Source organism: Novosphingobium rhizovicinum, assembly GCF_040813635.1.
GTDB lineage: Bacteria > Pseudomonadota > Alphaproteobacteria > Sphingomonadales > Sphingomonadaceae > Novosphingobium > Novosphingobium rhizovicinum.
Genome location: NZ_JBFNXR010000021.1, coordinates 231,832 through 244,793 on the forward strand (window position 1 = coordinate 231,832; position 12,962 = coordinate 244,793).

A 12,962-nucleotide genomic window follows, 5' to 3' on the forward strand; every position below is an offset into this window, starting at 1 on the left:
TCCTGTCAGGCGGCGTTCGGCTTCGCGCAAGGGCAGTGTGGAAAACGGTCGGGCCGCAACTTGTCGGCACAAGATGTAGTGCCCTATTCGTCAATAAAGGACTTTGTTCATGCCCCCCCTGATTTCTCCTTCGATCCTCTCCGCTGACTTCTCCCGCCTCGGCGAGGAAGTGCGCGCGATTGACGCTGCCGGCGCAGACTGGATCCACGTCGACGTGATGGACGGCCATTACGTACCGAACATCACGATCGGCCCTGCCGTTGTGAAGGCGCTCCGTCCTCACACAAGCAAGCCGTTCGACGTCCACCTGATGATATCGCCCGTGGATACCTACCTTGAAGCTTTCGCAGAGGCGGGTGCGGATATCATCACGGTTCACCCGGAGGCAGGTCCGCACATTCATCGGACGGTCCAGGCAATAAAGGCACTCGGCAAGAAGGCCGGGATCTCGCTCAATCCGGGCACGCCGGCCAAGATGCTCGACTACCTCATCGACGAGATCGACCTTGTTCTGGTCATGAGCGTCAATCCGGGATTTGGCGGTCAAAGCTTCATCTCAAGCCAGCTTCGAAAGATTGAAGCCGTACGCAAGATGATCGACAAGACCGGACGAGACATCCGGCTGGAGGTTGACGGAGGCGTCGATGCAACAACCGCGCCTTCCTGCATCAGTGCCGGTGCTGACGTGCTGGTCGCCGGTACGGCAACATTCCGGGGCGGACCGGATCGGTACGCCGCGAACATTCGCACGCTGAAGGGTCTGGGCTGAGCCAATGTCGCAAGAGGTACGCACGAGGAGGCGCCGGGGCCAAGGGAACCGCAGCGACCCTCGGGCGATACCGTTCGGGAACGACACCGGGGAGGAAGCCCTGAAGGAGCAGGATAGCAGAAGCGCCGCGCCTGCGTCCGATGTTTCAGCAGTGCACGCGCCCAGCGAGACAGCGCCTCACGTGACCGGCGAATTAATCGAGCCTGGTCGCGCGCTTGCGCTTCACGATTTCACTCCGCCGGAGATTGGAACTGGAGAGCGCCTGATCCGGTTCGCTTATCGCTTGGGTATCCCCGGCTCGATGCTCGTGTCCCCGGTAGGGAAGAAGTCGAAACTGCGCCTTCTGGCCACCGTAACCAATCCTCTCCCGGGGGACCGCGTTGCGGGAACAGCGCTGCGTGCCGGTCACTTCCTGGTTCACGGCGCAAAGACGCCCATTGCACAGGTCGATTATGCCGGGGCAGCCAGAGTTTCCCCGCCCATCGAGCGAACCGTCCATGCCTTTACATGGCTCACGGACCTCGATGCCTGCGCGCCTCGCAGCCAGGTAGCGCCCATTGCCGAGCGGATCCTGACCGCCTGGCTTCATGCCAATCCGATGCCGCCGGCACGTCCTGGCAAGGGGCCAGCCTGGACCGTCGGCAACACAGGGTGCCGGCTGCTGCACTGGCTGGTGCATGCTCCTCTTATCCTTTCCGGCGAGAAAAGCCTGCGAAGCCGTGCCTTGAGGGCGATGAGCGAAACAGCTCGATGGCTGGATCGCAACGTGGGCCATGCGGAGGACGGGCTCGCAGAAGTCGCTGGTTGGTGCGCGATTGTCGCTGCCGGCCTGTTGCTGCCCGATGGCAAACCGCGGCGCCTCTACGGCGAGGCTGGCCTGATCAAGGCGCTGGGCGACGTCGTGGGGGAAGACGGCGGCGTCCTTTCACGCAGTCCGCTGGCGCAAATGGAAGCGATCGCGCTGCTGGTGCGGCTGCGCGCCTGTTATCAAGCGACACGTCGTGAACCGCCCAAGGCGTTGGATGCCATGCTCACATTGCTGGTGCCGCCGCTGCTGGCCTTGATCCACACCGATGGCGCTCTTGGCAGTTGGCAAGGCGGCTGGGCGGTTGACGCGGACGACGTGGCGGCGCTGGTGGAAGCCAGCGGCGTTCGCACCCGGCCGCTGCGGGATGTGCGCCAGTGGGGTTATCAGCGCGTGCTCGCTGGCAAGTCCGTGCTTCTGTTCGACGCTGCGCCGCCGCCGATGCCACGCCATGCCCGCTATGGCTGCGCTTCGACACTCGCGTTTGAGATATCTCACGCCGGCCACCGGCTGATCGTCAACTGCGGGGGCGCAGCGGGCGCTGGCGGCCTCGTGCCGGTGCGGCTAGAGCAGGGCCTGCGCGCAACCGCCGCACACTCGACCTTGGCTCTCGACGATGCGAACTCCACTGCAATCCTGATCAACGGTGCGATCGGCGTTGGCGTGTCGCAAGTCGATATCGAACGGCGCACGATCGATGCAGGCGGCAGTTCAGCTACCCGGCTTGAGGCAAGCCACAATGGATACGCCAGCCGCTACGGCCTGACGCACCGCCGCATCCTGATCCTGCGCGATGACGGCACCGAACTGCGTGGCGAGGATCTGCTCCTGCCTACCGGGCGCAAAGGAAAACGCGGCAAAGTCAGCTTCGCGATCCGGTTTCACCTGGGACCGGACGTGGAAATCGGCGTCTCCGATGATGCGCAGGGCGCAGGGCTTGCCCTGCCGGACGGCAGCTACTGGCAGTTTCGCGCCTCCGGGTGTGAGGTCACGGTCGAAGACAGCCTCTGGGTCGATGCTCAGGGTCGGCCGGTCGCAACTCAGCAGATCGTGCTTCAGGGTCTCATCTCGCGTGGGGGCGGGAACTTCGGCTGGCTTTTGAAGAAGATGGGCTGAACGCCGGGTTCGCACCCACTTTTCCGACGCGAACAGCACGCAGGTCGGTTCCGGTTGAAAAGCGCAGTGCCATGCCGCTGATGCTTGCCCCTCGGGCCCACCCGACCTAGGAGCGCGCGCAGTGCCAACATCGGAAATCGCCGCCATGACCCAGTTCGTCCCCGTCCGCCGCGCCTTGCTGTCCGTTTCGGACAAGAGCGGCCTAGCCGAGCTGGGGCAGTCTTTGGCCGCACGTGGAGTAGAGCTGGTTTCCACCGGGGGCACGGCGAAGGCTTTGCGGGACGCGGGTCTGACGGTGAAGGACGTCTCTGAGGTGACGGGCTTCCCCGAGATGATGGACGGCCGGGTGAAGACGCTGCACCCGATGGTTCACGGCGGGTTGCTGGCGGTTCGCGACAATGCGGAACACGCAAACGCGATGGCCGAACACGGGATCGGTGCGATCGATCTGGTCGTGGTGAACCTCTATCCGTTCGAAGCCACGGTCGCAAAAGGCGCCGAGCGCGACGAGGTCATCGAGAACATCGACATCGGGGGGCCCTCGATGGTGCGCTCCGCCGCCAAGAACCACGCCTATGTCACCATCGTGACCGATCCTGCCGACTACGCTGATCTGCTCGCTCAGCTTGGTAGTCACGATGGCGCCACCAGCGCCGAGTTCCGCAAGCGGATGGCGGCACGCGCCTTCGCCGCGACAGCGGCTTACGATTCGGCCATCAGCCAGTGGTTCGCCACCGTCGACCAGCAAGAGAAGTTCCCGCCACGTGCAAGCATGACGCGCGTTCTTGCCGGCACTCTGCGCTACGGCGAAAACCCGCACCAGAATGCCGCCCTCTATGTGCCCGCAGGCGTGGACACGAAGGGGCTTCCCCAGGCCGAGCAGGTGCAGGGCAAGGAGTTGTCCTACAACAACTACAACGACGCCAACGCTGCGCTTGAGCTTGCCGCTGAGTTCCGCGGGCAAGCCCCCGCCATCGTCATCGTCAAGCATGCCAATCCTTGCGGTGTCGCTCAGGGAGCCACTCTGCTCGACGCCTGGAAAGGTGCGCTCGAATGCGACAGTGTCTCCGCTTTCGGCGGCATTGTTGCCTCGAACCAGCCCCTTGATGGCCCCACAGCCGAGGCCATCTGCGAGATCTTCACCGAAGTCGTGGTTGCGCCCGCTGCCGACGAAGCGGCACGCGCAGCCTTCGCGCGCAAGAAGAACCTCCGCCTGTTGCTGACCGGCGGCCTGCCGGACCCGCGCCGGGCTGGCCAGACGCTGGCAGTGATCGCGGGCGGCATCCTCATGCAGGACCGGGACAACGGCGCGATTTCGGCCGAGGACCTGAAAGTCGTCACAAAGCGGGCGCCGACGGAGCAGGAACTGAGGGATTGCCTCTTCGCCTGGACAGTGGCGCGCCACGTCAAGTCGAACGCGATCGTCTATGCCAAGAACGGCGTCACGGCCGGGATTGGCGCGGGGCAGATGAATCGGCGCGACTCCTCTCGCATTGCTGCGATGAAGGCAGCCGAGGCCGCGCAGACCTATGGCTGGGCCAAGCCCCGCACCGTTGGCAGCGCTGTCGCCTCCGACGCCTTCTTCCCCTTCGCGGACGGCCTTCTGGCAGCTGCTGAAGCAGGCGCAACCGCGGTGATCCAGCCAGGTGGCTCTATCCGTGACGAGGAAGTGATCAAGGCGGCTGATGAGGCTGGGCTGGCGATGGTGTTCACCGGCATGCGCCACTTCCGCCACTGATTCGGTGTAGCCACGCCGTTTGTCGCCTCGATCTCGCGGTTGGTCGAGATTAAGGCGCTTTGATGACGCCATTCAGCGCAGTGCAAGCGCGAGCCCGATAACGCCGGAAGGACGGAGGGCAAGTGAGATCGGAAATGCAGATGAGCCTCTTCAAGAATGAATTCAGCCGCTTCTTCGCCCTCGGTTTCCTGGGCGGCGCGGCGCTTGTGGTCGCAACGATCAGCCTCGACGGCTCTAACGACCTGGCGGCTGGCATCGTCCCGCCAGCCGAGGCAGCAGTAGCTCAGTAATTCGTCGAGGGCCCCCGATTGCTGCGCCCCAGCAAACGCAGTGCCCCGACATCGCCGAGCCGCATTCATCCTTGCTTGAAGTACCCGGATGATTGCGCCCGGCACCGTCGCCCGCCATATTCCCCCCATGGTGGGACACAAGCATCACGAACATTCCGGCGACAACCTCGTTTCGGCAGCCCGAACGGCGCTGGTCGACGCGGGCGAACAATGGACCGATATGCGCGCAGACGTTTTCTCGGCACTGGCCGAAAGCGAGAAGCCCGCGTCCGCCTATGATCTCGCGGAAAGCGTTTCCTCGGCCCGGGGCAAGCGGGTGGCGCCCAACAGCGTCTATCGCATTCTCGACCTGTTCGTGCGGACGAATCTGGCCCGGCGAGTGGAAAGCGCCAACGCTTACGTTGCCAACAGCCATCCCGGCTGCCGGCATGACTGCATCTTTCTGATCTGCGATTCGTGCGGCGCCATTGTGCACATCGATGATGATCGGCTCACCGGATCGTTGATCGGTGCCGCACGCGATGCGGGGTTCGCCGATGTTCGGCCGGTCGTGGAGTTGCGGGGCACCTGCTCTGCCTGCAATTGACCCATAGCGCAGACAGTAAACCGCTCCTGCACCTATTCGCATGACCGGTTTTTTCTGTCTTTAACCAGCGCAGGCTCATATTGCACCTTCGCGCTATTCGACACTTCTCTAGCACGCGTGTACAAGCCCGACATGACAGCCGACCCGGCAACGCCACTTCTCGACACCGTCGCCACGCCCGACGACCTGCGCCGCCTCAAGCCCGCAGACCTGCGACAGCTTGCAGACGAACTGCGCACGGAGACGATCTCCGCTGTGGGACAGACCGGAGGGCACCTCGGTTCGGGCCTCGGCGTCGTCGAGCTGACCGTGGCGATCCACTATGTTTTCAACACGCCGGAAGACCGCCTTATCTGGGACGTCGGCCATCAGGCGTATCCTCATAAGATCCTGACCGGACGCCGCGACCGTATTCGCACCCTGCGGCAGGGTGGCGGCCTTTCGGGCTTCACCAAACGGTCAGAGAGCGAATACGACCCTTTCGGAGCCGCACACAGCTCAACCTCGATATCCGCTGCGCTCGGCTTTGCGATCGCCAACAAGCTGAACGATGCGCCGGGTCGCGGTATCGCCGTCATCGGCGACGGCGCGATGAGCGCCGGCATGGCTTACGAAGCCATGAACAACGCCCGTGACGCGGGCAATCGGCTGGTGGTGATCCTCAACGACAACGACATGTCGATTGCGCCACCTGTCGGAGGGCTGTCCTCGTACCTGGCCAGGCTGGTCTCTTCGGGCCAGTTCCTGGGCTTGCGCGAACTGGCGCGCAAGTTCGCTCGCAAGCTGCCCCGGCCGCTCCACAACGCTGCGCGCAAGACGGACGAGTTTGCCCGTGGCATGGCCATGGGTGGCACCCTGTTCGAGGAACTGGGCTTCTACTATGTCGGTCCGATCGACGGTCACGATCTCGATGCCTTGGTCCCTGTCCTCGAGAACGTGCGCGACGCGGCCGAGGGGCCTTGCCTGATCCATGTCGTGACCAAAAAGGGCAAAGGCTACGCACCGGCCGAGGAGAGCGCCGACAAGTACCACGGCGTCCAGAAGTTCGATGTCATCACAGGCGAGCAGGTGAAGAGCGCGGGCGGTCCTCCCAGCTATACCAATGTGTTCGCCAAGGCTCTGACGGCAGAAGCCCAGTCAGATAGGCGGATCTGCGCGATCACTGCGGCCATGCCCTCCGGCACGGGCTTGGACAAATTCCAGCAGGCTTTTCCCGATCGCACCTTCGACGTCGGCATCGCCGAGCAGCACGCGGTCACCTTTGCGGCAGGCCTCGCAGCCCAGGGCATGCGGCCCTTCTGCGCGATCTACTCCACCTTCCTGCAGCGTGCGTTCGACCAAGTTGTTCATGACGTCGCGATCCAGAACCTGCCCGTCCGCTTCGCGATCGATCGCGCCGGTCTGGTGGGCGCTGACGGTGCGACTCACGCGGGTTCCTTCGACGTGACCTACCTCGCCACCCTGCCCAACATGGTGGTCATGGCCGCAGCGGACGAGGCGGAGCTGGTCCATATGGTCCATACTGCTGCCCAGTACGACGCCGGGCCGATTGCCTTTCGCTATCCACGCGGCAACGGCGTTGGCGTGCCGCTCCCGGCCAAGCCGCACCTTCTGGAGATCGGCAAGGGGCGCATCGTTCGCGAAGGCACGAAGGTCGCTCTGCTCTCATTGGGAACACGCCTGGGTGAGGCGCTCAAGGCAGCCGACGCGCTGGATGCCAAGGGCTTGTCGACGACTGTCGCCGACCTTCGCTTCGCAAAGCCGCTCGACAGCGAATTGATCCGCAAGCTCATGCTGAGCCATGAAGTGATCGTGACAGTCGAGGAAGCGGCTGTCGGCGGACTGGGCGCCCATGTGCTGACTTTGGCCAGCGACCAGGGGTTGACCGATGGAGGCCTGAAGATCCGCACCATGCGGCTGCCGGACGTATTCCAGGACCACGACAAGCCCGAAAAGCAGTACGATGAGGCTGGGCTTAACGCTCCGCAGATCGTGGATACGGTTCTCAAGGCACTGCGCCACAACAGCAGCGGCGTGAGCGAGGCGCGCGCCTGAGGTCTCAGCCGCCGTTCGCAGCCGGGATGGACAGCAGGACCAGCCCCGCCAGAGCAATGGCCATCTGCGGCGGCCGCAATCGCGCGAAATAGCGCGGCGCGGCGCCCGTGCGTGCAGCCCGTGCATCGTAGAAAGGGATGCTGAGGTATCCCAGCCCAAGGATGCCGAAGGCAAAGGGCGGCGAGATGATGAGTCCGCCTATTCCGCACAGAAAGCGCAAGAGCATCATCAGAAGTTGGGTCATGCGCGGCCCTCCTTCGGTGAAGAAGCTCAAGCCGCGTACGACGCCTGCAAGGAAGATCAGGATTGCTGCCGCCCAGAGCTGGCCGAACCGTACCGCCCATAGCCGGTCGAACAGGAACGCGACGCCTGCCAGGAGGATGATCAACACGGGCCCATAACCAAGAAGGAGGCTCAAGAGCGGGATGCGCTCAGGCGTATCGGTGCGGCGCGCGCTCATGCCTGTTCAATGCGCGAGTACTGCTCCGGTTCTAGCGCAATCTGGGAGCACGCCAGCGGACCCGCCGCCGTGCCCCTCACCTCCCGACGGCCTCAGTGCGGGCGCACCGAAGGATGGATGCCCGCCTCCTGCGCTTCCAGCCCGGCCTGCGGCTGCCCGCGCAAGTCGTCGCTCACGTTCCTGTCCTGCAGCGTCTCAAGGTGCATCCACTTCTTCACGAAGCGCGCCAGGACCAGCACGACAACGGCAACGCCAATCGTGATCCAGCCGATCTTTGAGTAGATCGCCAGCGTCAGCTCCTTGGTCATTTCGCCGCTCTCACCCCCCGTGGCTTCACCGATCTTGCCGGCGACGAAGTTACCCACCGCCGTCATGTAGAACCATGCCCCCATGATGAAGCTCCCGAGCGTGGCTGGCGCCAAGCGGGTCATGGCAGAGAGGCCGACAGGCGAGAGGCACAGCTCGCCCGTGGTCTGGAGCAGGTAGATCAGGAAGACGAAGAGCACGGGGGTCATTGCCGCCATGCCGACCGACTGAGCGCCCCACACGAACACGAGGAACGACAATCCCACCTGAAGCAGCGCCAGGCCAAACTTGGCAGGCGCGGAAGGCTCGATACCCTTGCGGCCCAGCCACTGCCAGAGTGCCGCGAAGATCGGTCCGAAGATCACAATGTAGATCGGGTTGATCGACTGGAACAGGCTGGTAGGCACGCCGCCCTTGTCGACGTACTTGTCGGTGTAGAGGTTCAGTGAACCGCCCGCCTGCTCAAAGAGGCCCCAGAACACCGGATTGAGTGCGATCAGGAACAGGATCGCGAAGATCCGCTCCCTTGGCTCCTTCGGTAGCTTGAACGCTTCGTAGAGCGTGTAGCCCAGCATGGCGAGACCGGACACGATCAGCAGCGACTGGATGACGTCCTGATACTGCACCAGGAACCAGATCACGGCGACAGCTGCAGCGCCGGTGGCATAGAGAGTCCACTCCACCTTGCGCGCAAGGGGTGCAGGCGGCTCTCCATTGCCCTGGAGTGCCGGTCTGCCGAGCACGAAGATGATCAGGCCCAGCACCATGCCGATGCCCGCCAGCCCGAAGCCCCAGGACCAACCGATCGTCTCGCCCAGATAGCCGACCAGGATGGTGCCCAGAGCCGCACCGACGTTGATGCCCATGTAGAACACCGTATAGGCCGCGTCGCGCCGGGTATCGCGCATGCCGTAGAGCTGACCCACGATTACCGAGATGTTGGCCTTCAGGAAGCCGGAGCCGACGATGATGAGCGACAACGCCAGCCAGAATACGTTGATCGCGGGATCAGCCTGCTTGATGGCAGGATCCGTCACGCCGTGCATGCCTTCTACAGCCATGAACAGGTGTCCAAGCGCCAGCACGACGCCGCCGAACAGGACGGCCTTTCTCTGCCCGAGCCATCGGTCGGCCAGATACCCGCCGAGCACCGGAGTGATGTAAACCAAGCTGGTATAGGCGCCGTAGATCAGGTTCGACTTGCCGTCGCTGAACAGCCAGAACTTGGCCAGATAAAGCACCAGCAGGGCGCGCATGCCGTAGTAGGAAAAGCGCTCCCACATCTCCGCGTAAAAGAGCACGAACAGCCCACGAGGATGGCCGGCAAATTCGCCGCTCTTCCGCGTGGCTATCACGCCGCCGATCACCAGCACCGCAAACAGGGCAACGGCTGCGATAGCGGCGATCCAGTCGCCTTCGTTCCAGACAGCGATATCCTTCATGCGAAGTCGAATTCCTTGTGATCTGCCGCAGGAGTGAGACTGCCCTGGTTAGCGGCCAATGTCCTGTAGCGAAAGTGCAATGGTCCGCCACGGCGAGCTACCTTTGTCCCGCACCTGCGCCACAACCAGGCTGCGAGGCTGTGGCTTCGCTACCCCATTGCGGAGATATCGGAATAATGGCACTCGGTTTACGTGGGAAATTAGGCCTCCACGCGCATGCGTGAGACGCTATCAGGGGGGTTATATGATCCGATCCGAACTGCTGCAGACTCTCGCGAAGGAAAATCCTGAGCTGCGCCTGGATGACGTTGAGCAGGTTCTCGACACCTTCTTCGGCGAGATCGGAGAGACGCTCGCGGCAGGCGGCCGGGTCGAATTGCGCGGATTCGGCGCTTTTTCCACTCGCCAGCGCGACGGTCGGCAGGGACGCAATCCGCGGACCGGAGAGACCGTCGAAGTCCCGGAGAAGCGCGTCCCGTATTTCAAGCCCGGCAAGGAAATGCGTCAGCGCCTCAATGTGACCTGACGCGTTCGCTCCTTGAGCGGCCGCATCGGGCCGGGTGCCGGACTGACGCAAGCTCGCTGGTCACGGTGAGACATGCCGGCGCATCGCTGGCCCATTGCCGGACGCACATCGATCTGCCACAGCACCCAAACCGTGCGGACGTGGCGGAATGGTAGACGCAGCGGACTTAAAATCCGCTTGGGGTTCCCAGTGCGGGTTCGAGTCCCGCCGTCCGCACCAATCTATAAACGTTGCGTTTTCCCTGGGTCCGGCTGTTTCGCGCTGTTTCTCTTCAGCGGGCGTGTGTAGTTCTGGCGTAAACCCGTTAGGGAAAGCCTACGCAGGCAAGCTCCGATCTACGGCATCAACATCGAGACAGCGCCTGATCGAGAGCTTCCAAGTCGCAGATGAGTTCTTCCAGCGCGAACGTCAGTGGCGCCAACCCGCCTTTGCCTGTGTCCTCTCTGGTTGCCTCGATGGTGCAGCGAATGGCCGCGCTGGCAGGTTCAAGATCGAGATGCTGGCCTAGCTGCGCCTTCTTGAGCGCCGCGCAGACCTGCTCACGCATTTCGGCCAATCGTGATCTCACCATCTCGTTCTCAGCTATCGGGGCTCGGCGGCCCGCTGCTCGTTGCAGTCGGTCCAGTATAATCAACGTGTGCCACAGCCGAGAATTGGCCTCGATGAGCGCGCGTATATTGCGACCACTTTTGCTCCAACATTGCGCCTCTGTGACCAGCTCGCGCGCCTGCCCATTGGCTGTGAGAAAGCGCCGATGCAGATCGTCGCATGACATCTTCTCGTCTCGCATGAGAGCGTCGGCGTCGGTGTCGAGCAGGTCGGCGCATGCCGTCAGCGCACCCATGATAGCCCGACTCGCGCGCTTGGTGGCACTCTCCGGCCAGACAATGAAGGTGCAAGCTGTGCCGACCAGTGTGCCGACCGAGATGGCCACGCCGCGGTCGACCGCACCGGCCCAGGCATCGCTGCCGCCGGGCAGAACGATGACGGCTGCGGCAACCACTCCGTACTGCATGGTCGGCAGCATCACGGCCAAGCCATTCATCGCCAAAGCGACAGCCGCGAGCCGCCAGCCGACATCATCTGCGCCCGGCAGCAGCAACACCGCAGCGAGGCCGACCACAGAACCGAGCAGAGTGCCGCCTATCCGACCCATTGCAGCCCTGAAGGTCGCGTCCAAGTTCTGGTGAGTCACGAAAACTGCGGAAATGACCGCCCAGGATAGCTCAGGCAGGCCAAGGGCGCGCACGACCGCATAGGTGAGCACTGCTCCAGCGGCCGATTGCAGCCCAAACCGCACGGGTTCGCGGCACTTCTCCCAAGTGATGTTGCGCCCTCTCACGAAGAGACTACCGAGAGGAGGCCCAGATGTTCCCGTCAGCCTTGTCGCACGCCTTTCTAGTGGAGCGGGATTGCTGCCTTCCTGGCGAGCAGTGATACCGGAGGCTTGGCTACAGGCTTCGGGGCAACCCTGCTCCGCAAGGCTATGGCGCTTGCTATACCGCCGCGTCGTACGGACCGGGCAGCCGATTTCATCGATCATCTCGACTCCTGCCGTCCGCACCATTGCACTCAACCTGCTTTCTTTCACCAATCGTTAGGGACCCACCGGTAAGGCTTGCCAGCCCCGCGGAACACAGAGCGCGAGGCACGCAGCTATGATCGTGGGCGCGTGAGGGGGCGATGCGAGATTTGGATCAGGAAAGCGCTGCAGAACGTGATCTGCGCAAGAGCGTGGCGGACATGCGCGGCGCGCCGCGCTTCGCGCTCATGCTGCGCAGCGCCAAGCTGATTGCAGATGGCACTGACTATCTGTGCATCATTCGCGACGTGTCCGAAACCGGCGTAAAGCTGCGGTTGTTTCACGCCGTTCCCAAGGCCGAAACGCTGATGATCGAGCTGGCGAGCGGAGAACGTTATCCGATGGAGCTCGTCTGGGCTGCCAACAACGAGGCAGGCTTTCGCTTCCTTCGCCGGATCGATGTGGATGCCTTCGTGTCCGAGGCTGGGCCCTACCCCAAGCGTCCACTGCGTCTACGGGTGCATCATCCGGCGACCGTGAGGCTCGGCGCAGATACGTGGAGGGTGACTATCCTCGATCTTTCACGACAGGGTGCGCGCATCCAGTCGCCGACGAGGCTTGCGATCAGACAGCGGTTCTGGCTGGAAGCAAGAGAACTGCCGCTATTCGAGGCGACGGTCTGCTGGCGCCGCGAGCCCGAGTATGGCGTGGTTTTCAGCCAGCTGATGGGCCTGGACGAACTCGCCCAGCGTGCAGCGCGTATGATCCGGCTCACCACCTCGGCTTGACGCCGACCGCCGCGCAAGAACGTCAGGCCGGACGGAAGACCATCGCTGCGCCGTTCATGCAGTAACGCTTCCCTGTAGGCTTCGGTCCATCATCGAAGACGTGCCCCAGATGGCCTCCGCAGCGGGCGCAGTGTACCTCGGTACGAGGCAGGCCGAGCTTTAGGTCGGTCGATGTTCCGACCGCCCCGGGCAAGGGCTTCCAGAAGCTGGGCCAGCCAGTTCCGCTCTCGAACTTGGTAGCGGACGAAAAGAGCGGATTGCCGTCTGCCGCACACAGGTAAGTGCCCTTGCGATGCTCGCGATTAAGTGGCGAGGAATAAGGCCGCTCCGTCCCCTCTTCGCGCAAGATCCGGAACTGCTCTCCGGTCAGGCGCCGGCGCCACTCTGCTTCAGAATGCTGAACCGGGTAGCTCCTGGCTGCGGCGGGACCGCTGCCGCAGGCCCCGAGCACCGGTAGTGCCACTCCGGCCGCCAGCCAGCCGAGCATCTGACGTCGAGATGATTTCGCGTTGTCGATCAAGGCTGGTTCGTGGCGTCCCATCCCTGCTAAGTTGCTATC

General features: G+C 63.4%; 12 protein-coding genes and 1 tRNA gene. 9 read left to right on the top strand and 4 right to left on the bottom strand.

The window, feature by feature from the left end; genetic code table 11:
* Nucleotides 1-109 precede the first annotated feature (109 nt).
* The 6 genes from rpe to dxs all read left to right on the top strand — a co-directional run bounded on the left by rpe (nt 110) and on the right by dxs (nt 7,359).
* Entirely contained in the window at nt 110-769 is a 660-nt protein-coding gene (gene rpe / locus ABUH87_RS05835) for a ribulose-phosphate 3-epimerase (protein WP_419956670.1), read from the top strand.
* Nucleotides 770-773: 4 nt separating this feature from the next.
* Nucleotides 774-2,690, top strand: a complete 1,917-nt coding sequence (locus tag ABUH87_RS05840; protein ID WP_367771054.1) for a heparinase II/III family protein — start codon at nt 774-776, stop codon at nt 2,688-2,690.
* 145 nt (nt 2,691-2,835) lie between these two features.
* The gene (gene purH / locus ABUH87_RS05845) at nt 2,836-4,428 is read left to right on the top strand and encodes a bifunctional phosphoribosylaminoimidazolecarboxamide formyltransferase/IMP cyclohydrolase (RefSeq protein WP_367772138.1); all 1,593 of its coding nucleotides are present in this window, start codon (nt 2,836-2,838) and stop codon (nt 4,426-4,428) included.
* 122 nt (nt 4,429-4,550) lie between these two features.
* The gene (locus tag ABUH87_RS05850; protein WP_367771057.1) at nt 4,551-4,718 is read left to right on the top strand and encodes a hypothetical protein; all 168 of its coding nucleotides are present in this window, start codon (nt 4,551-4,553) and stop codon (nt 4,716-4,718) included.
* A gap of 127 nt (nt 4,719-4,845) precedes the next feature.
* Nucleotides 4,846-5,304 carry a Fur family transcriptional regulator gene (locus ABUH87_RS05855; RefSeq protein WP_367772140.1) on the top strand — a complete coding sequence of 153 codons (459 nt, stop codon included), beginning with the start codon at nt 4,846-4,848 and terminating at the stop codon, nt 5,302-5,304.
* Between the two features lie 132 nt (nt 5,305-5,436).
* A complete protein-coding gene (dxs, locus tag ABUH87_RS05860) occupies nt 5,437-7,359 on the top strand; it encodes a 1-deoxy-D-xylulose-5-phosphate synthase (protein ID WP_367771060.1) in 1,923 nt (640 codons plus the stop codon).
* A gap of 4 nt (nt 7,360-7,363) precedes the next feature.
* Here dxs and ABUH87_RS05865 read toward each other — a convergent pair whose 3' ends face one another.
* Together ABUH87_RS05865 and ABUH87_RS05870 are read right to left on the bottom strand one after the other, a co-directional pair.
* A complete protein-coding gene (locus ABUH87_RS05865) occupies nt 7,364-7,819 on the bottom strand; it encodes a DUF3429 domain-containing protein (RefSeq protein ID WP_367771063.1) in 456 nt (151 codons plus the stop codon).
* A 92-nt stretch (nt 7,820-7,911) separates the two neighbouring features.
* Nucleotides 7,912-9,567: a peptide MFS transporter gene (locus ABUH87_RS05870; protein WP_367771066.1), complete on the bottom strand. Its 1,656-nt coding sequence runs from the start codon at nt 9,565-9,567 to the stop codon at nt 7,912-7,914.
* 244 nt (nt 9,568-9,811) lie between these two features.
* Between ABUH87_RS05870 and ABUH87_RS05875 the strand changes: the two genes are divergently transcribed.
* Both ABUH87_RS05875 and ABUH87_RS05880 read left to right on the top strand, forming a co-directional pair.
* On the top strand, nt 9,812-10,093 hold the full coding sequence (locus ABUH87_RS05875) for an integration host factor subunit beta (RefSeq protein WP_367771068.1): 282 nt from the start codon (nt 9,812-9,814) through the stop codon (nt 10,091-10,093).
* Nucleotides 10,094-10,227: 134 nt separating this feature from the next.
* A tRNA-Leu gene (locus ABUH87_RS05880) sits at nt 10,228-10,312 on the top strand.
* Nucleotides 10,313-10,436: 124 nt separating this feature from the next.
* On the opposite strand, the gene ABUH87_RS05885 is transcribed toward ABUH87_RS05880, so the two are convergent.
* Nucleotides 10,437-11,636, bottom strand: coding sequence for an FUSC family protein (locus ABUH87_RS05885; protein ID WP_367771071.1), 1,200 nt, complete (start codon nt 11,634-11,636; stop codon nt 10,437-10,439).
* Nucleotides 11,637-11,776: 140 nt separating this feature from the next.
* On the opposite strand from ABUH87_RS05885, the gene ABUH87_RS05890 reads away from it, so the two are divergent.
* Nucleotides 11,777-12,403: a PilZ domain-containing protein gene (locus ABUH87_RS05890; protein WP_367771075.1), complete on the top strand. Its 627-nt coding sequence runs from the start codon at nt 11,777-11,779 to the stop codon at nt 12,401-12,403.
* A 22-nt stretch (nt 12,404-12,425) separates the two neighbouring features.
* Here ABUH87_RS05890 and msrB read toward each other — a convergent pair whose 3' ends face one another.
* Nucleotides 12,426-12,944 carry a peptide-methionine (R)-S-oxide reductase MsrB gene (msrB, locus tag ABUH87_RS05895; RefSeq protein WP_367771081.1) on the bottom strand — a complete coding sequence of 173 codons (519 nt, stop codon included), beginning with the start codon at nt 12,942-12,944 and terminating at the stop codon, nt 12,426-12,428.
* Nucleotides 12,945-12,962: the final 18 nt, after the last annotated feature.

Bases quoted from the DNA above. Each gene is read 5' to 3' on its own strand.
- rpe (WP_419956670.1), top strand. From the start codon at position 110: ATGCCCCCCCTGATTTCTCCTTCGATCCTCTCCGCTGACTTCTCCCGC.
- ABUH87_RS05840 (WP_367771054.1), top strand. From the start codon at position 774: ATGTCGCAAGAGGTACGCACGAGGAGGCGCCGGGGCCAAGGGAACCGC.
- purH (WP_367772138.1), top strand. From the start codon at position 2,836: ATGACCCAGTTCGTCCCCGTCCGCCGCGCCTTGCTGTCCGTTTCGGAC.
- ABUH87_RS05855 (WP_367772140.1), top strand. From the start codon at position 4,846: ATGGTGGGACACAAGCATCACGAACATTCCGGCGACAACCTCGTTTCG.
- dxs (WP_367771060.1), top strand. From the start codon at position 5,437: ATGACAGCCGACCCGGCAACGCCACTTCTCGACACCGTCGCCACGCCC.
- ABUH87_RS05865 (WP_367771063.1), bottom strand. From the start codon at position 7,819: ATGAGCGCGCGCCGCACCGATACGCCTGAGCGCATCCCGCTCTTGAGC.
- ABUH87_RS05870 (WP_367771066.1), bottom strand. From the start codon at position 9,567: ATGAAGGATATCGCTGTCTGGAACGAAGGCGACTGGATCGCCGCTATC.
- ABUH87_RS05875 (WP_367771068.1), top strand. From the start codon at position 9,812: ATGATCCGATCCGAACTGCTGCAGACTCTCGCGAAGGAAAATCCTGAG.
- ABUH87_RS05885 (WP_367771071.1), bottom strand. From the start codon at position 11,636: ATGATCGATGAAATCGGCTGCCCGGTCCGTACGACGCGGCGGTATAGC.
- ABUH87_RS05890 (WP_367771075.1), top strand. From the start codon at position 11,777: ATGCGAGATTTGGATCAGGAAAGCGCTGCAGAACGTGATCTGCGCAAG.
- msrB (WP_367771081.1), bottom strand. From the start codon at position 12,944: ATGGGACGCCACGAACCAGCCTTGATCGACAACGCGAAATCATCTCGA.